This is a genomic window from Streptomyces sp. NPDC002787 (assembly GCF_053592095.1).
Map to the genome: position 1 here is coordinate 1 of NZ_JBSFVC010000047.1, position 17,967 is coordinate 17,967.

Here is a 17,967-nt window from a genome sequence, read left to right on the forward strand (position 1 = left end):
AGCCCTTGGCTATTTTTTTCTCCCGCAGCCCCCCCGGGGGCGGCGGCTACCGCCCCGAATCGGGGGGGGGGGGGCCCCCCCCGCCGCCCGCCCCCCCTCGCTCCACTGCGTCTGCGTCTGCGCCTGCATCTGCGCCTGCGCCCAGGAGGCCCGCTCCACCTCCGCCGGGCGCCTACTTCACCTCCACCCGGCCGCCGTACGACCGCTTGCCGCGCCTGTACGCGATCTCCCCCAGGACGACGTCCACCAGGATGAACACGGCGAGCGGGATACCGAGGAGAGGGACGAAGTAGCCGAGTACGGCGATCAGGGCGAGGGCGGGGACCAGGATCTGCGGCGGTACCTGCTGCCAGGCGCCGCGCGGGATCGGGCGGCCGAAGGACGAGGCGCGGCCGCGCTGCCACCACATGCGGTAGCCCCAGATGATCAGCACGACCAGGGAGGCCGCGAGCGCCACCAGGACAAGCTGGTTGGCCAGGCCGAACAGGACGCCGGTGTGGGCGTCGATGCCCCAGCGGGACAGCTTGGCGAGGATCGGGAAGTCGTCGAACCGGAGGGTGTCGGTGACCTCGGCGGTCGCCGGGTCCACGGCCACCGCGTCCTGCTTGGTGGGCCAGCTGCGCTGGACCTGCCGTACGACGTACGTGGAGGACGCGTCGGCGGGCGGCACGATCTCCACCGGGTCGCCGAGGTCCTCGGCGCGCGCGGCGGCGAGGATCTTGTCCAGGTCGCCCTCCGCGGCGGCCCCTCCCTCCACCGCGCCGTCGCCGTGACCGCCGTGGTCGCCCGCCGCGGCCGAGATGGCCGGGGTCGCCTGGTGGAGTTCGGTGCGCAGGACCTCGATGTTGGCCCCGGCGTACGTCGACCAGGTCAGGCCCGTCGCCGAGAGGAAGAAGAACCCGGCGGCGGCCCAGACGCCGACCGTGCCGTGCAGGCCCAGGGTGCGGCGGCGGCCGCTGGTGCCGCGCACCTTGCGCTGGGCGCGGCGGCGGGCGAGCCAGAGCACCAGGCCACCGCCCGAGATGACCCACAGCCAGCTGGCGGCGAGTTCGCTGTAGAGGCGGCCGGTCTCGCCGAGGTGGAGGTTGGCGTGGAACTTGTCGATCCAGGTCCGCACCGGCAGCGCGCCCGTCGAGCCGTACTGCTCCAGCGCGCCACGTACCTGTGCCGTGTACGGGTCGACGAACACCGCGAGCGTGTTGGTCTCGTCGATGCCCTCGACGCCCGTCAGCATCACCCGGGTCGTCGCGTCGTCCTCCGGCGAGGGGCGTACGGCGGAGATGGTGCCCTCGGGGTGCGCCTTGCGGGCGGCGGCCACCTGCCGGGAGATCGGCAGCTTCTCGTCGCCCACCTTCGCGACCGTCGTCTCGTCCGCGTAGACGATCTTCTCGAACGAGAACGAGGCGGCGTACAGCCCACCCGTCAGGGCAGCGACCAGCAGGAACGGGGCGACGAGGACGCCCGCGTAGAAGTGCAGCCGCAGGACGAGCGGCCGGAGGGAGGCCCAGCCCTTCGTGGTGCCGTCGGGCTTGGCGACGGGTTTCTGGGGCTCGTCCGTCTCGGTCGAGGGGGCGATGGTCATCGGCGGATGCTCCAGGATGCGGGGACGTCGTGGCGGTTCAGTAGTCGGGGCGTGAGGGCCTGGAGTTCCCGGCACTTCGCGTGATGCGCGTCACATGGGAGCGTGAGAGGCCGGGTGGTCCGTCCCCCCTCGCGAACGCGTCACCGCGAGAGCCGCCTCGCGTCGCGCGAGCGTGCTTGGCATCCTGGCGCGATGGCTTCCGAACGTGATCGCACCGAGTCCCGCCCCCTGAGCGACCGGGTCGAGGAGCTCCTCGCCCACGAGGGCCCGCTGCCGATCGTCGCCGCGGGCGATCCGGTCCTGCGCCGCACCGCCGAGCCCTTCGACGGCCAGCTGGGCCCCGATCTGCTGGCCCGCTTCACCGCCGCCCTGCGCGCCACCATGCACGCGGCGCCGGGCGTCGGCCTCGCGGCACCGCAGGTCGGGGTGGACCTGCGCATCGCGGTGATCGAGGACCCGGCACCGGTCCCGGAGGAGGTACGGCTGGCCCGGGGTCGCGTCCCGCAGCCGTTCCGCGTCCTGGTCAATCCGGCCTACGAGGCCGTGGGCTCCTTCCGTGACGCTTTCTTCGAGGGCTGTCTGAGCGTGCCGGGCTGGCAGGCGGTGGTGGCCCGGCACGCCAAGGTGCGGCTACGGGCGCTCGACGAGCACGGGCGGGCGGTGGACGAGGAGTTCTCGGGCTGGCCCGCCCGTATCGTCCAGCACGAGACGGACCATCTGAACGGCACGCTCTACCTCGACCACGCCGAGCTGCGCTCCCTGTCCTCGAACCAGGCGATGGCCGAACGCTGGAACGACCCGACTCCGGCCAACGCCGCCCGCGCCCTCGGCTTCCTTCTCCCCGACTAGGGCGTGTGCGAGAGTCCCGGCCGGTTCAGCCCCGGTAGGCCTCCAGCAGCCGCAGCCACACCTCGCTGATCGTGGGGTACGAGGGCACGGCGTGCCAGAGGCGGTCGATCGGGACCTCCCCGACGACGGCGATGGTGGCGGAGTGGATGAGCTCGCCGACGCCGGGGCCGACGAAGGTGACACCGCGCAGGATCTCGCGGTCCAGGTCGACGACCATGCGGGCGCGGCCCCGGTAGCCGTCGGCGTACAGGCCCGCTCCCGCCACCGAGGAGAACTCGACGTCGACGGCGCGCACGCGGTGGCCGGCTCCCTCCGCCTCGGCGAGGGAGAGGCCGACGGCTGCGGCCTCGGGGTCGGTGAAGACGACCTGGGGGACGGCCGCGTGGTCGGCGGTGGCCGCGTGGGCGCCCCAGGGGTCGCTCTCCAGGATCGGGACTCCGGCCGCGCGGGCGGCGATGGCGGCGCCCGCGATCCGGGCCTGGTACTTGCCCTGGTGGGTGAGCAGGGCCCGGTGGTTGGCGTCGCCGACGGCGTAGAGCCAGTCGCTGCCCGTCACCCGGAGGCTGTCGTCGACGGGCAGCCACGCGCCGGGTTCCAGGCCGACGGTGTCGAGGCCGAGGTCGTCGGTGCGCGGGGCGCGGCCGGTGGCGAAGAGGATCTCGTCGGCCTCCAGGCGGTCGCCGGTGTCGGTGTGGGCCACCACGGTCCCGTTCTCGCGGGAGACCTCCGTCACCGAGGTACCGGTACGGACGTCCGCGCCCGCCTCGGTGAGCGCCTCGGCGACCAGTTCCCCGGCGAAGGGCTCCATGCGGGGCAACAGCCCCTTGCCGCGCACGAGGACGGTGACCTCGGAGCCGAGAGCCCGCCAGGCGGTGGCCATCTCGACGGCGACGACACCGCCGCCGACCACGATCAGCCGGCCCGGGACCGCTTGCGCGCTGGTGGCCTCCCGGCTGGTCCAGGGCCTTGCCCGGTCGAGGCCCGGCAGGTCGGGCAGGAGGGCGCGGCTGCCGGTGGAGACCACCACGGCCTGCCGGGCGGTGAGGACGTGGCGTCCTCCGTCGGGGGCGTCCACGACCACGCGGCGGGGCCCGGCCAGGCGCCCGTGGCCGCGGTACAGGGCCGCCCCGATGCTCTCCAGCCAGCCGACCTGGCCGTCGTCCTTCCAGTGGGCCGTCTCGTAGTCCCGGTGGGCGAGCACCTCGGCGGCGTCCAGCGTGCCCTCCACCAGATGGCGCAGGCCGGGTACGCGGCGGGCGTCCGCGCGGGCGAGCGCGGGGCGCAGCAGGGCCTTGCTGGGCATGCACGCCCAGTACGAGCACTCGCCGCCGATCAGTTCGCTCTCCACGACCGCGGTGGACAGGCCGGCCGCGCGGGTGCGGTCGGCGATGTTCTCCCCCACGGGTCCGGCCCCGAGCACCACGACGTCGTAGTCGGCGGTCGCCGCTTCGCCTGCGTCTTCGGTGTTTTCCGTATCCGTCATGGGGCCAGTCTGGTTGTTGGTGTGCGCCGTGGCCACACGGGTACGCGCGCGGAATACGCCGTCGCGGGGTGGCGTTGTCGAGAGCGGCTCGCCCGAGCGCCGAGATCAGGAAGAGGGATGCACGCCATGAGCAGCACCGTGGAGCTCACCAAGGAGAACTTCGACCAGACGGTCACCGACAACGAGTTCGTCCTGATCGACTTCTGGGCGTCCTGGTGCGGCCCGTGCCGTCAGTTCGCCCCGGTCTACGAGAAGGCCGCCGAGGACAACCCCGACCTGGTGTTCGGCAAGGTGGACACGGAGGCGCAGCCGGAGCTGGCCCAGGCCTTCGGTATCCAGTCGATCCCGACGCTGATGATCGTCCGTGACCAGGTCGCCGTGTTCGCGCAGCCGGGCGCGCTGCCCGAGGCCGCGCTGACCGATGTCATCGGGCAGGCCCGCAAGCTGGACATGGACGAGGTCCGCAAGGCCGTCGCCGAGCAGCAGACACAGGCCCAGCAGAACGGTCAGTGAGCCGGCGGGCGGAGCGGGTCGCCTGCCGGACCCGGTCGAGGCACAACTCCCAGTACGGGTCGAGGAGTTGTGCCGGCCCCTCCTTGTACAGCTCGACATGGGCGGCGCACCCCGCACGCGACGGCCGTCCGTGACGCTTCCGTCCGTGGCGCTTCCGTCCGTGGCGCTTCCGTCCCTGACACTTCCGTTCGTGGACGCGACTCCTCGTCCGCGTCACGGACTTGGCGCCGTTCAGCTCGATTCGCGGTGCACGATCCGCGCGTCCAGTACGTCGTGGGTCGTGGGGACCGTGGCGGGGTCGCGCACCAGGCGGTCGACCAGTTCCGCGAGGTCGCGTCCGGCCGGCAGCTCCAGGTGCACGGTGCTCAGGCGGGGCCGCAGCAGCTTGCCGAGCATCAGGTCGTCGGCCCCGACCACGGCCGTATCTCCGGGGACGTCGATGCCCTCGTCCTGCAGGGCCCGCATCACCAGCATCGCGTACTCGTCGTTGTACGCGAACACCGCGTCCAGGCCGAGGGAGCGCCAGCGGCGGGCGAGCCGGGTCGCGGCGTCCTCGTCGTACGCGAGCGGCAGTTCGGTGACCGTCGCCTCCGTGCCCTGCACCGCGCGTCGTACGCCCGCCAGCCGGGGCTGGGAGAAGACGCCGAGGCCCAGCTCCTCGGGCACGACGACGCCGATCCGGCGACGGCCGCGCTCGACGAGGTGCCGACCGGCGCTGTGGCCGACGCTCGCGTGGTCCAGGATCAGCGCGTGGGCGCCGTCGACGGGGTCGGGGGTGAGGGTGACGACGGCCTTGGCGCCGGAGCGCTTGAGGACGGACACGCCCTGCGGGCCAAGACCGACGCCGGGCACGATCACCGCGACCGGGCGCAGCTCGGCCCAGGCGCGGGCGGCGTCGTCGCCGCGCAGGCCGATGCCGCCGAACTGCACGACGGTGTAGTCGAGACGGCTGAGGGCCCACTGGAGTTCGTTGATGAACTGGCTGTAGAGCGGGCCGATCGGCACGTTCGGCGTGGGCATCAGCACCATGCGGCTGTGTCCGGCGCGCAGGCTGCGGGCGGCCGCGTGCGGCACGTAACCGAGTTCCTTGGCGGCCTCGTGGACCCGGCGGCGGGTGGGCTCGCTGATACGGACGGCGCTGGTGTTGTTGAGGACGTAGCTGACCGTCGCACGGGACACACCGGCGAGACGTGCCACATCGGCGCTCGTGGGCACGGATCGCTGCAGGGGCGAGGGCGGGGCGGGCTCTTTCGGTATCTGCACCATGAGGACGGCATCCTTGCAGAAGCGGTGAAGGTCGTTCCGGCCGGGGGAGTTACGGCCGTGCGGGAGCTCAGGTTCGGGCCACCGATCTTTGTGGCTGGGAAGTTTGGCGAATGTGTTCGAAATCTGTTCAACCCTGCAACCATTTCGCGCCACTCCTGTGAAGGTGGGTGACGGCGGCCCTTCCCAGTCGGACCGAAGCAGACTCACCGGTCGGAACGGACGGCCGGTACACGGTCTCGCAGCAGGCCGCGCCATGCGGGCGACCCTCGGCCGGCGTTCCCGCGACTCCCCCGCGCACCAAGCTGTCGGCCACCTGTGCGAACACCATGCCGCCGCCATACCGCCGCCATGCTCGAAAGCTATGGCGTGAACTGTGTGCCCGGCTGGGGACGGCTCCGGTGGGCCACCCGCCGGATGGCGGGCATCCGCCGCCGTACGACGGCCTCCTCGGGGCTTGCCGTCGCGCCCATCATCGCGGTACGAACCGTTGGCACGCGTCACGCGCGGTACGCACCGTGGACGCGGTATCCGCACGAGGAGAAGCCATGACCATGGTCCCACCCCCCTTCGATCCCGAGCTCGCGGCGGCTCTGGAGGCGATCAGGGACATGCTTCCGCGGCAGCTGACCTTGGACGACATCGCGACCATGCGCCAGGGACCGGGCATCCAGCTGCTCGCGCAGCTCGATCTGACCATGGACGGGTTCTTCGAGGTCGAGGACCGGCTGGTGCCGGGACCCGAGGGCGAGCCGGAGATCTCGCTGCTGATCTGCCGCCCCGCCACCCCCGCGACGCCTGGACCGTTGCCGGTGATCTACCACGTCCACGGCGGCGGCATGGTCGTCGGCGACAACCGGGTCGGCGTGGACGCGCCGCTGGCCTGGGCGCGGGAGCTGGGCGCGGTCGTGGTGTCCGTGGAGTACCGGCTGGCGCCGGAGCATCCGCATCCGGCGCCCGTCGAGGACGTCTACGCCGGGCTGCTGTGGACCGCCGGGCACGCGGCCGAGATCGGCGGTGACGCCGAGCGGATCGTCATCGTGGGAGGCAGTGCGGGCGGTGGTCTGACCGCCGCGCTCGCGCTGCTCACACGGGACCGGAAGGGGCCGCGGCCGATCGGGCAGATGCTGCTGTGTCCGATGCTCGACGACCGCAACGACACGCCGTCCGCCCACCAGATGGCGGGGCTCGGGGTGTGGGACCGGACGGCCAACGAGACGGGGTGGACGGCGCTGCTCGGTGAGCTGCGGGGCGGGCCCGAGGTGTCCGAGTACGCGGCGCCCGCGCGGGCGAAGGACCTGACCGGGCTGCCGCCGGCGTTCCTCGATGTCGGGTCCGCGGAGACGTTCCGGGACGAGGTCGTCGCGTACGCGTCCCGGCTGTGGCAGGCCGGTGGGGTCGCCGAGCTGCATGTGTGGCCGGGCGGGTTCCACGGGTTCGACGGGTTCGCGCCGCAGGCCGCGGTCTCCCGCGACTGCCGGGAGGCTCATGTGCGGTGGTTGCAGCGGCTGCTCGGGTAGCCGGGGCGCCGGAGAGCTCAGGGATGACTGTGGTCGGGCGGCCGCGGGCCGCAGGTGGCCGCCCGCGCGGTTCCCCGCGCCCCTGAAAGCGAGAAGCAGGGGCCGCCCCACTTTCGCTCCACCCGGCGGCGGCCCGCCGCGGCGGTCTCGTCATGGCGCACTATGGGTCGTATGAAAGAGCTGGTGGGGCGCCTGACCGCGCTGGATCCGGATGCCGGTGCCGCCGTCCGGGTCATCGCCTACTTCGACACGCTGGCCGAGTCCCGGGCCGGCCTGGAGGCACTGGTGCGCGGCGCGGCCGTGCTGGCCGGGTGTCCCGCGCGGCTCGTGGACGCCGAGCGGCGCGTGCACGTACGGGTGGAGCCGGACGGGCGGCGCCAGGACAGCGATCTGCCGCCGGACCCGGCGTGGCCGTCCGCCGCGCTCGTCCCGGACGGCGTCCCCGCCCTGTGGCTGGAGCGGGCCGGGGAGGCCGCCGAGCCGAGCGTGGTGGACGCGGTCATCCTGGAGCGGGCCGCCGGCGCCCTCCGGGTGGTGCTGGACCGGACCCGGGGCCGTGCGCCCCTCTCCCCCGTCGACGACCCGGCCCTCGTGGAGACCGTCCTCGACCCCACCGCCGGCGAGCGGGCCCGAGTGCACGCCGCCCGGCGTCTCGGCCTCGACCCCGACGACCCCACCACCCGCGCCCGCGCCCTCGCCCCGCTCGGGGGCCGCCCCGGGATCCTGCGCGTACACCGGGAGGGCGGGCCGGCCGACAGCGAAGCACGTGACCGCCGCGAGGCCGGGCTTCCTGGTGAGCGGGTCGGGGTGGGGCCGGCGGTGCCGGTGCTCGGGTTGCCCGGTTCCTGGGAGGCGGCGCGGATCGCGCTGCGGTTCACCGCCGAGGGCACCGCGCGGGATCCGGGTGAGCGGGTGGTGTACGCCGACGACCTCGGTGGGATCGCCCTCCTCGCCGAGCTGATCGCACCGGGGGCCGAACCGCCGCCGGACGTACGGGACGTGGAGCGGGCCGCGGCCGACTCGCCCTGGATGCTCGCCACGCTGCACGCGGTCGCCTCGACGGCGAGCCTGCGGGCGGCGGCCACCGGGATCAACGTCCACCACTCCACGCTCCAGGACCGACTGACCCATGCGGAGGCCCTCCTCGGCTGGCCGGTCCGCACGCCCCAGGGCCGGCTCCGGCTCCATCTGGCGCTCACCATGCGGCCCTTGGCACGCGGCTGAGCGGCGCCGCGCGGCACGCCACGACAAAGCCCCGCCTCCGTCACCGTCCTCACCGTATTCCGGCGCGACTCGCCGTGCCCGTCAGGCAAGTCGTTCTTCCTGTACCGCGACGGCCACCCGGACGTTACCGTTCGGTAGAAAAGCTGCTTCGGAGGTGTTCCGTATGGCTGTCGACCGTGCGCCGGGTCTGGTGGAGTGTGCTCGTGCGCTGGCCGCCGGGGAAGTGACGTCGCGAACGCTCGTGGAGCGGACGCTGGCCCGGATCGAGGCGAGTCAGGGGACGGTCAACGCGTTCCGGCGGGTGCGGGCCGAGGCGGCGCTCGTGGAGGCCGAGGCGGCGGACAAGGAGCTGGCGGCGGGCGGGCGGCGGCCGTTGCTCGGGGTGCCGGTGGCCGTGAAGGACGACATGGACGTGGCGGGCGAGCCGACCGCGTTCGGCTGTCAGGGCGAGTTCCCGTCGCTGCCGGAGGACGGTGAGGCGGTACGGCGACTGCGGGCGGCCGGGGCCATCGTGGTCGGCAAGACCAACACGTGCGAGCTGGGGCAGTGGCCGTTCACCGAGGGGCCGGCCTTCGGCGCCACCCGGAACCCCTGGCATCCGGACCACACCCCGGGCGGTTCCTCCGGCGGCTCGGCGGCGGCCGTGGCCGCGGGCCTCGTACCGGCCGCGCTCGGCTCGGACGGCGCCGGCTCGGTACGCATCCCGGCCGCCTGGACCCATCTCATCGGCATCAAACCGCAGCGCGGCCGCATCTCCACCTGGCCGCACGCGGAGTCCTTCCAGGGCATCACCGTCAACGGCACCCTCGCCCGCACGGTCGCCGACGCCGCCCTCCTCCTGGACGCGGCGAGCGGCAACCACGAGGGCGACCTGCACCGGCCTCCCGCCATCGACGCCTCCGAGGCGGTGCGGCGCGAACCGGGGCGGCTCAGAATCGCCCTGTCCCTGAAGCCGCCGTTCACGGCACTGCCCGCGCGACTCGACCCCCGTGTACGGGAGCGCGTGCGGGCCGTGGCGGAGCAACTCGCCGCGCTGGGGCATGTGGTGGAGGAGGCGGAGCCGCGTTACGGACAGATCGGGCTGACGTTCGTCCCGCGTGCCACCGCCGGCATCGCCGAACGGGTCGGCGCGATCGCCGAGCGGAGCCTCCTCGACCGGCGCACCCTCGACGCCGCACGCCTCGGCCGGCTGCTCGGCGGGGCGCCCCTGCGGCTGGCCCGCCGCGCTGAGACCAACCTCCACCAGCGGATCGGCGCGCTCTTCACGTCGTACGACGTGCTGCTGGCGCCCACCACCGCCGCTCCCCCGCCGCGCGTCGGCGCCATGCTGAACCTCGGCGGACTCGGCACCGACCGCGCGATGATCGCGGCCTGCCCGTACGCCTGGCCGTGGAACGTGCTCGGCTGGCCCGGGGTGAACGTCCCGGCGGGCTTCGTGGACGGGCTGCCGGTGGGCGCACAGTTGCTCGGGCCGGCGAACAGCGAGCCCCTTCTGCTGTCGCTGGCCGCGCAGCTGGAGGCGGACCAGCGCTGGCACGAGCTGTGGCCGCCGCAGCGGTCCGCCGCGGGTTCGGACCTCACGGTGTGACCCGTACGCTGTGACCATGGGCGAAGCGTCGATGGTCGGGCTGATGGGACGGGTGACCGGTGCGGTCGGTCCCGGGCTCGTCGGCGAGGTGATCGTCCGGGTGCGGGGCGGCGCCGAGCACTTCCTGGCGTACCCCGCCTCCGCGAAGGACCGGATCGAGCCGGGGACGCTCGTGATGGTGATGGAGTATCTGCCACCGCGCACGGTGTACGTGTCGGTCGCCTACGACAGTTGACGGATCGTCGGGTCCGACTGCCGGTGTGTCGGTCTTCCGAAACCGGTTCGCATCAGGACTGCAACAACGGTCCCTCGGTGGCTGTACCACTGCCGTGCCGCGCGGGACACTCCCGACGTTCGGTGCCGAAAGGGCACCTGGCTGAGGGGGTGTGCCGATGTTCATCGGCATGATCGCGGGGGCGGCCGTGGGCGCCGTCCTGGTACTGGTCGGTCTGTTCAAACTCATGTGGCGCGTCGCCGAACCCAACGAGGCTCTGATCATCTCCGGCTCCAAGCACAAGATGGAGGGCCTGGAAGAGGGGATGAACTTCCGTATCGTCACCGGACGCGGCACGCTCGTGCTGCCCGGAATGCAGGCGGTGCGCAAGCTCTCGCTCGATCTGAACCAGACCGAGTTGGCCGTGGAGTGCGTGACCCATCAGGGCATTCCACTGAAGATCCGCGGTGTCGTCATCTTCAAGGTGGGCGACGACTTCGTGTCCATCGCCAACGCCGCCCGTCGTTTCCTCGATCAGCAGAAGCGGGTCTCGGAGCGGGTGCACAACGTGTTCGCCGGTCATCTGCGGTCCATCGTGGGCGGATTGACGGTCGAGGACATGATCCGCGACCGCGAGAAGCTGACCGGGCAGACGCGGGCGGCCTGCGGTACGGAGATGGAGAAGCTGGGTCTGATCGTCGACTCGCTCCAGATCCACGAGATCGAGGACCCGACCGGCTACATCAAGAACCTGGCCATGCCGCACGCGGCGGCCGTCCAGCGGGACGCCCGGATCGCGCAGGCCGAGGCCAACCGGCTCGCCACCGAGGCCGAGCAGCAGGCCGCCGCGCGGATGGCGGAGGCCACCCGGGACAGCGAGATCCTTCAGGCCGGCTACCAGGCCGAGCGGGACAACGCCTCGGCGAAGGCCAAGCAGGCCGGCCCCCTCGCCGAGGCGGCCGCCCTCCAGGAGGTCGTCGTCCAGGAGACCCGGGTCGCGGAGCTGGCGGCGGCCCGGCGCGAGCAGCAGCTCCAGGCGGACGTCCGCAAACCGGCCGACGCCAAGGCCTACGAGAAGCGCACCCTCGCCGAGGCCGAGCGCGACGCCCGTATCTCCGCGGCCCAGGCCAAGGCCAAGGAGACCGAACTGGCGGCCGTCGCCGAGGCGAACGCGACCCGTGCCACCGGTGAGGCCGAGGCCGCCGCCCGGCAGGCCAAGGGGCTCGCCGCCGCCGAGGCCGCGCGGGCGAAGGGGCTCGCCGAGGCCGAGGGCATCAAGGCGCGGAGCGCCGCGCTGGCGGAGAACCAGGAAGCGGTGATCGCGCAGCAGTTGGCCGAGAAGTGGCCGGAGATCGTACAGGCGGGGGCGTCCGCCTTCGGCAACGTCGACAACATGGTGTTGCTGAACGGGGCCGACGGGATGGCGGACATGTTCGCCAAGGCGCTCACGATGGGCGGGACCGGGCTGGGGCTGGCTCGGCAGTTGTTGGCGTCCATGAACCAGAACGGGGTGCCCGTGCCTGCCGGCGGCTCGGCCGGGGTCAATGGGGTGCCGGTGGAGAAGGTGGCCGTGGAGAAGGTGCAGGTGGACAGGGAGGCATAGCGCCGTGGCTCCGGGTGTGAGGGGTCGACCGCGGGCTGTCTGTGGTTGATCGCGCAGTTCCCCGCGCCCCTTCAGGGGCGCGGGTTAGCGTGTGCGCTGTGACTTCCTTTGCCGAGCAGGATGTGCCGGGTCGCTACGGCCCCTTCGCCACCGTCGAGGCCGAGCCCCGTGATGTCGGGCGGGTGCGGACCGAGTACTCGCCCGCGCATGACGGGGACCCCGATCCTGGGGAGATCGTGTGGACTTGGGTGCCTTTTGAGGAGAACGACGGTCGGGGGAAGGACCGGCCCGTGCTCGTCGTGGCTCGGGAGGCTCAAGGGACCTTGCTGGCCGTGCGGTTGTCCAGCAAACGGCACGACGGGGACCGGGAGTGGGTGCCGATCGGGAGCGGGCCGTGGGACCGGTCGGGGCGGGACTCGTGGGTGGCGGTGGACCGGGTGCTGAGGCTGCATGAGGCGGGGATGCGGCGGGAGGCGTGCGCGTTGGACCGGATGCGGTTCAACTCCGTGGTGCATCGGTTGCGGGAACGGTACGGGTGGCGATAGTCCGTGCGCCGACTGCGGGTCGGGGGGCTGGTCGCGCAGTTCCCCGCGCCGCTAGAGGGGCACGATTGACGCGAATGCGCGTTCGAAGGCGCTCCGGACCACCGCCCCCTTCGTACGGTCCAGGACCCCGAACACCACGTGCCCGAAGGCGCCCTCGAATCGTCCACCGTCCGTGAGCAGCCCGCGGAACGCCGCCGCCACCTGCGTCGGATCGTTGCCGAACACCCCGCAGCCCCAGGCGCCCAGGACGAGTCGGCGGTAGCCGTTCGCCGCCGCCGTCTCCAGCACGCGTTCCGTACGTACGGCCAGGGCACGCGGCAACTCCGGCGCGCGCTCCGGCACCGTACGCCGGACGACCGAGGCGTTCGGGGCGGCGGAGGTCAGGAAGCCCACCGCGTAGGGGGTGTCGAGGAGGGTGCCTCGGTCGTCCCGGAAGACGGGCACGCCGGGTGAATGGATGACACGGTCCGTGTAGAACGGGTCGCGGTGGGCGCGGTGGTGGTCGTAGAAGGCGCGGGCCTCGCGGACGCAGGCGTAGAGGGCCGAGGCCCGGCAGAGGGCCTCCTCCTGGGCCTGGGCGCCGTTCAGGTAGCCGCCGCCGGGGTTTCGGGCGGAGGAGAAGTTGAGGACGGCGACGGGGGCTGCGGTGTCGGTGGCCGTCAGGCGGTGAGCGGCTTCCAGGCTGCTCTCGCCGGTGACTTCGATGATCGACTTCACTGGGCTCGCCTGCCGTGTTCCCACCGGTTCGGGACCGTACAGGCGGGTGCCGGAGCGTGCGGCCCCGATCTCGGTCGCGAGGGACACCTCGTGGCCGGCGGGAGCTCGGTAGCGGCCCGCCGCGACGATCTTCTCGGTCTCGTGGGCGATCGCTCGTAGACGTGCGCTCATGACGCCACCCTCGTGTGCGCCGCGCGTCTGGCCCGCGCGCGCTCCCCCGTCGTGCTCATGGGCGCATCCTGGGCGATGCTGAGGGAGGACCGCAACGGAGTTTTCCCTGGCGTGAATGGTCCTGTACGGGTTCGGGAAGGGGTGCCTGAAGTTCCAGGAAACAGAGATCGCCGATCCGCGTTGCCGTGATGTGCCCCCTTGTGCGAGAGCGGCGCAAGGGGTTTGGGTGGGACGAGCACTGCCGGTCCGGCCCTGCGGAGTCGGATCGGCGGCATGGTGGAATCTCAGGAGGATCCCGACATGTCAGACTCACTGAGTGGCTGTACGGAGCAACGCTCCGCAGTCACCGAAGCGGAGGTGGAGGCCCTGGTACGGGGCATCTGCTTCAAGACGGGCCCACCCCGCACCCTCGGTGTCGAACTGGAATGGCACATCCACGAGCTGCGTGATCCGCGGCTCCCGGCATCACCCGCACGACTCGAAGCGGCCTACGCCGCACTGCGGACCCTGCGCCTGAACTCGCCCCTGACCGTCGAGCCCGGCGGCCAGCTGGAGCTCAGCTCGGCGCCTGCCGCCTCCCTGATGGAGTGCGTCGGGTCCGTCTCGGCCGATCTCACCGCCGTACGCGCGACACTCCGCGAGGCGGGGCTCGGCATCAGCGGCTTCGGCCACGAACCCTGGAACCCTCCGACCCGCTACCTCCACGAGCCCCGGTACGACGCGATGGAGATCTATCTCGACCGCTTCGGACCCGAGGGCCGGTCCATGATGTGCTCATCCGCCTCGGTCCAGGTGTGTCTGGACGCCGGGTACGAGGAGCCGGGCCCCCTCGGCCACAAGCGGCGCTGGTGGCTCGCGCATCAGCTCGGCGCGGTGCTGCTCGCCGCGTTCGCGCACTCCCCGCTGGCGCGCGGCCGGGTCACCGGCTGGCGTTCGACCCGTCAGGCCCTGTGGGCGGCGATGGACCCGGGCCGTACCGACGCCCCGGTGCTGGACGGTGATCCGCGCGGGGCGTGGGCGCGGCTGGTGCTGGACGCCCCGGTGATGTGTGTGCGGGCGGACGAGGGCCCCTGGGATGTGCCCGGCGCGATGACGTTCCGGGAGTGGACGAGATCCGACACCCCGCCGACCCGCGCCGACCTCGACTACCACCTGACGACACTGTTCCCGCCGGTGCGCCCGCGTGGCCATCTGGAGCTCCGCATGATCGACGCCCAGCCCGGTGAGGACGGGTGGATCGTGCCGCTCGCCGTCACGACGGCGCTGTTCGAGGACCCGGAGGCCGCCGAGACCGCCTATCGGACCGTCAAAACCCTTGCCGAGCGGGCGGGTTCACAGCCCCCGCCACGCAATCCGCTGTGGGTGGCGGCCACCCGTGACGGTCTCGCCGACCCCGAGCTGCGGGAGGCGGCGACCGTCTGCTTCGCCGCGGCGGCCGAGGCGCTGCCCCGGCTGGGCGCGAGCTCCGAGGTGCTGGACGCGGTCGCGGCGTTCACCGACCGCTATGTGGCCCGGGGCCGCTGCCCCGCCGACGATCTGCTCGACCTGTTCCACGGGAAGGACATCCCCGCATGACCGCACCCGAGACGCCGGCCTCGACGACCGGCGCCGACCCCGACATACTCCGGGAGCGCGCGCTGGCGGCCCTGACCACGGCCCGGGCCCGAACCGCGCTCCTGACCACCGCCGTCGACGAACCCGACCTCACCGCGCAGCACTCCCCGCTGATGTCGCCGCTGGTGTGGGACCTCGCCCACATCGGCAACCAGGAAGAGCTGTGGCTGCTGCGGAACGTCGCCGGGCGGGAGGCGATGCGGCCCGAGATCGACGGGCTGTACGACGCCTTCGAGCATCCCCGCGCGGAGCGGCCCTCGCTGCCGCTGCTGCCCCCGGCGGAGGCCCGCCAGTACCTCGCCGAGGTGCGCGGGCGGGCCCTGGACGTGTTGGAGAGCACCGACTTCCACGGCACCCGGCTCACCGACGCCGGCTTCGCCTTCGGGATGGTCGCCCAGCACGAACAGCAGCACGACGAGACGATGTTGATCACCCATCAGCTCCGCAGGGGCCCGGCGGTCCTGTCGGCGCCGGACCCCGAGCCCGTCCCGCTCTTCACCGGGCCGGCCGAAGTCCTCGTGCCCGGCGGGGAGTTCATGATGGGCACCTCGGCCGAGCCGTGGGCGCTGGACAACGAGCGGCCCGCGCACCGGCGGATCATCCCGCCGTTCCACATCGACACCACGCCGGTGACGAACGGTGCCTACCAGGCGTTCATCGAGGACGGCGGCTACGAGGACGAGCGCTGGTGGACGGCCCGGGGCTGGGACCACATCCGCGCGCACGGCATCAAGGCGCCCCTGTTCTGGCGCCGGGACGGCCGGCAGTGGCTGCGGCGGCGGTTCGGTGTCACCGAGATCGTTCCGGCCGACGAGCCGGTACTGCACGTGTGCTGGTACGAGGCCGACGCGTACGCCCGCTGGGCGGGGCGCCGGCTGCCCACGGAGGCCGAGTGGGAGAAGGCCGCCCGGCACGACCCGGTCACCGGCCGCTCGACCCGCTACCCGTGGGGCGACGCCGATCCGACGGCCGAGCACGCCAACCTCGGGCAGCGGCATCTGCGTCCGGCACCGGCCGGCAGCTATCCGGCGGGTGAATCTCCGCTCGGGGTACGGCAGTTGATCGGTGACGTGTGGGAGTGGACGTCGAGCGACTTCCTGCCCTACCCCGGGTTCACGGCGTTCCCGTACAAGGAGTACTCGGAGGTGTTCTTCGGCCCCGAGCACAAGGTGCTGCGCGGTGGTTCGTTCGCCGTGGACCCGGTGGCGTGCCGGGGGACGTTCCGCAACTGGGACTATCCGATCCGGCGGCAGATCTTCAGCGGGTTCCGAACGGCACGCGACGCTTCCCCGGAGACGGTCTGATGTGCCGTCATCTCGCTTACCTCGGACCGGAGTCGGCGCTCGGTGGAGTCCTGGTGGATCCCCCGCACAGTCTGTTCCGGCAGTCGTGGGCGCCCCGGAGGCAGCGGCACGGCACGGTCAACGCCGATGGTTTCGGGGTGGGTTGGTACGCCGAGGGGGATCCGGTGCCGGGGCGGTACCGCCGGTCCGGACCCATCTGGGGTGACCTGTCCTTCATCGACCTCGCCCGAGTGGTCCGTACCGGGGCGCTGCTGGCCGCCGTACGGGACGCCACGATGCCGGGGGCTGACAACGAGGCCGCGGCGGCCCCGTACGCGGCCGGGCCCTGGCTGTTCAGCCACAACGGGGCGATCGTCGGCTGGCCCCGGTCACTGGCCCATCTCGCCGACGGTCTGCCCGCCGCTGAGCTGCTGTCGATGGAGGCCCGCAACGACTCCGCGCTCGTGTGGGCGCTCGTCCTCAACCGGCTGCGGGCGGGCGACGAGGAGGGCGAGGCGCTGGCCGACACGGTCCTGGAGGTCGCCCGCGCGGCCCCCGGGTCCCGGCTCAACCTGCTGCTCACCAACGGCGAGACGATCACCGCGACGGCCTGGGGCGACACCCTCTGGTATCTCGCCGAGCCCGGCCGCAGCACGGTCGTGGCGTCCGAGCCGTACGACGACGATCCGCACTGGGTGGAGGTGCCGGACCGCACGCTGCTCGCGGCGAGCCGCACGGACGTCCTGCTCACCCCGCTCAAGGAGCTGGAGGAACCGCTCCTCCCGCACGACGACGACACAGCCTCCGTACCACCGAAGGAGCCCCCTGCGTGAGCCCGTTCCTTCTCACCCGCACCCTGCCCGAGAACGCCACGGACGCGGCCCTGCGCGCCGACGTCCTGGACGGCCTGACCCACACTCCGAAGACGCTGCCGCCGAAGTGGTTCTACGACGCCCGCGGCAGCGAGCTGTTCGAGCGGATCACCGAGCTGCCCGAGTACTACCCGACCCGCGCCGAGCGCGAGATCCTCATCGACCGGGCGGGCGAGATCGCCGCGGCGAGCGGTGCGCGCACCCTGGTCGAGCTGGGGTCCGGCTCCTCCGACAAGACCCGGCATCTGCTGGACGCGATGCCCGGCCTGCACACCTATGTGCCGGTCGACGTCAGCGAGAGCGCGCTGCGGCAGGCGGGCGAGGCGCTCGTCGCCGAGCGGCCGGAGCTGAGCGTGCACGCTCTGATCGCTGACTTCACCGGCGGGCTCCTGCTGCCCGAGACGCCGGGGCCGCGGCTGGTGGCCTTCCTCGGCGGCACGATCGGCAATCTCGTCCCCGTGGAGCGCGCCGCGTTCCTCGCCTCGGTACGGGCCCTGCTGGCGCCCGGTGACACGCTGCTGCTGGGCACGGACCTCGTGAAGGACGAGGGGGTGCTGGTCGCCGCGTACGACGACGCGGCGGGGGTGACGGCCGAGTTCAACAAGAACGTGCTGAACGTGGTCGACCGGGAGCTGGGCGCGGACTTCGACGCCGACGCCTTCGACCATGTCGCCCTGTGGGACGCCGAGCGGGAGTGGATCGAGATGCGGCTGCGGTCCCGTACCGCCCAGACCGTGAAGATCCCGGCGCTCGATCTCGCGGTTCACTTCGAGGCCGGGGAGGAACTGCGGACGGAGGTCTCGGCGAAGTTCAGGAGGGAGGGTGTGCGGTCCGAACTGGCGGCTGCGGGTCTGGAGTTGGCGTGCTGGTGGACGGACCGGGAGGGGCGGTTCGCGCTGTCGCTGAGCCGAGTGGCGTAACAGGGG

General features: G+C 72.6%; 17 protein-coding genes. 13 read left to right on the forward strand and 4 right to left on the reverse strand.

Going from position 1 to position 17,967, the window contains the following annotated elements:
• Positions 1–172: 172 nt before the first annotated feature.
• Positions 173–1,582 (reverse strand): PepSY-associated TM helix domain-containing protein, encoded by a 1,410-nt coding sequence (locus tag ACWD26_RS39965; protein WP_451277973.1) that lies wholly within the window; start codon positions 1,580–1,582, stop codon positions 173–175.
• Positions 1,583–1,774: 192 nt separating this feature from the next.
• Here ACWD26_RS39965 and ACWD26_RS39970 point away from each other — a divergent pair, with 192 nt between their 5' ends.
• Positions 1,775–2,431: a peptide deformylase gene (locus tag ACWD26_RS39970; protein WP_451277975.1), complete on the forward strand. Its 657-nt coding sequence runs from the start codon at positions 1,775–1,777 to the stop codon at positions 2,429–2,431.
• Between the two features lie 25 nt (positions 2,432–2,456).
• Here ACWD26_RS39970 and ACWD26_RS39975 read toward each other — a convergent pair whose 3' ends face one another.
• Positions 2,457–3,914 (reverse strand): dihydrolipoyl dehydrogenase family protein, encoded by a 1,458-nt coding sequence (locus tag ACWD26_RS39975; RefSeq protein WP_451277977.1) that lies wholly within the window; start codon positions 3,912–3,914, stop codon positions 2,457–2,459.
• 126 nt (positions 3,915–4,040) lie between these two features.
• Here ACWD26_RS39975 and trxA point away from each other — a divergent pair, with 126 nt between their 5' ends.
• Positions 4,041–4,427 carry a thioredoxin gene (trxA, locus tag ACWD26_RS39980; RefSeq protein WP_451277979.1) on the forward strand — a complete coding sequence of 129 codons (387 nt, stop codon included), beginning with the start codon at positions 4,041–4,043 and terminating at the stop codon, positions 4,425–4,427.
• Between the two features lie 231 nt (positions 4,428–4,658).
• On the opposite strand, the gene ACWD26_RS39985 is transcribed toward trxA, so the two are convergent.
• Positions 4,659–5,693 (reverse strand): LacI family DNA-binding transcriptional regulator, encoded by a 1,035-nt coding sequence (locus ACWD26_RS39985; protein ID WP_451277981.1) that lies wholly within the window; start codon positions 5,691–5,693, stop codon positions 4,659–4,661.
• A 348-nt stretch (positions 5,694–6,041) separates the two neighbouring features.
• Between ACWD26_RS39985 and ACWD26_RS39990 the strand changes: the two genes are divergently transcribed.
• From ACWD26_RS39990 to ACWD26_RS40020, 7 genes are all read left to right on the forward strand, one after another.
• The gene (locus tag ACWD26_RS39990) at positions 6,042–6,242 is read left to right on the forward strand and encodes a hypothetical protein (RefSeq protein ID WP_451277983.1); all 201 of its coding nucleotides are present in this window, start codon (positions 6,042–6,044) and stop codon (positions 6,240–6,242) included.
• Entirely contained in the window at positions 6,239–7,210 is a 972-nt protein-coding gene (locus ACWD26_RS39995) for an alpha/beta hydrolase (RefSeq protein WP_451277985.1), read from the forward strand. The genes ACWD26_RS39990 and ACWD26_RS39995 overlap by 4 nt, the downstream gene beginning before the upstream one ends.
• Positions 7,211–7,381: 171 nt before the next feature.
• Positions 7,382–8,434 carry a helix-turn-helix domain-containing protein gene (locus ACWD26_RS40000; RefSeq protein ID WP_451277987.1) on the forward strand — a complete coding sequence of 351 codons (1,053 nt, stop codon included), beginning with the start codon at positions 7,382–7,384 and terminating at the stop codon, positions 8,432–8,434.
• A 163-nt stretch (positions 8,435–8,597) separates the two neighbouring features.
• Positions 8,598–10,022 carry an amidase gene (locus tag ACWD26_RS40005; RefSeq protein ID WP_451277989.1) on the forward strand — a complete coding sequence of 475 codons (1,425 nt, stop codon included), beginning with the start codon at positions 8,598–8,600 and terminating at the stop codon, positions 10,020–10,022.
• 16 nt (positions 10,023–10,038) lie between these two features.
• Positions 10,039–10,257, forward strand: a complete 219-nt coding sequence (locus tag ACWD26_RS40010) for a hypothetical protein (RefSeq protein WP_451277991.1) — start codon at positions 10,039–10,041, stop codon at positions 10,255–10,257.
• A 157-nt stretch (positions 10,258–10,414) separates the two neighbouring features.
• Complete coding sequence (locus ACWD26_RS40015; RefSeq protein ID WP_451277993.1) at positions 10,415–11,839, forward strand: flotillin family protein; 1,425 nt, start codon at positions 10,415–10,417, stop codon at positions 11,837–11,839.
• Between the two features lie 98 nt (positions 11,840–11,937).
• Positions 11,938–12,384: a type II toxin-antitoxin system PemK/MazF family toxin gene (locus ACWD26_RS40020; protein WP_451277994.1), complete on the forward strand. Its 447-nt coding sequence runs from the start codon at positions 11,938–11,940 to the stop codon at positions 12,382–12,384.
• 51 nt (positions 12,385–12,435) lie between these two features.
• Here the strand turns inward: ACWD26_RS40020 and ACWD26_RS40025 are convergent, their stop codons facing one another.
• Positions 12,436–13,272 carry a TIGR02452 family protein gene (locus ACWD26_RS40025; RefSeq protein ID WP_451277996.1) on the reverse strand — a complete coding sequence of 279 codons (837 nt, stop codon included), beginning with the start codon at positions 13,270–13,272 and terminating at the stop codon, positions 12,436–12,438.
• 300 nt (positions 13,273–13,572) lie between these two features.
• On the opposite strand from ACWD26_RS40025, the gene egtA reads away from it, so the two are divergent.
• From egtA to egtD, 4 genes are read left to right on the forward strand one after another with little or no spacing between them, the layout of a single operon-like run.
• Complete coding sequence (gene egtA, locus ACWD26_RS40030; protein WP_451277998.1) at positions 13,573–14,847, forward strand: ergothioneine biosynthesis glutamate--cysteine ligase EgtA; 1,275 nt, start codon at positions 13,573–13,575, stop codon at positions 14,845–14,847.
• Entirely contained in the window at positions 14,844–16,190 is a 1,347-nt protein-coding gene (gene egtB, locus ACWD26_RS40035) for an ergothioneine biosynthesis protein EgtB (protein ID WP_451278000.1), read from the forward strand. The genes egtA and egtB overlap by 4 nt, the downstream gene beginning before the upstream one ends.
• Positions 16,190–17,002, forward strand: a complete 813-nt coding sequence (gene egtC, locus ACWD26_RS40040; protein WP_451278002.1) for an ergothioneine biosynthesis protein EgtC — start codon at positions 16,190–16,192, stop codon at positions 17,000–17,002. Before egtB ends, egtC begins: the two co-directional genes overlap by 1 nt.
• A complete protein-coding gene (gene egtD, locus ACWD26_RS40045; protein WP_451278004.1) occupies positions 16,999–17,961 on the forward strand; it encodes an L-histidine N(alpha)-methyltransferase in 963 nt (320 codons plus the stop codon). The genes egtC and egtD overlap by 4 nt, the downstream gene beginning before the upstream one ends.
• The last annotated feature ends 6 nt before the right edge of the window (positions 17,962–17,967 follow it).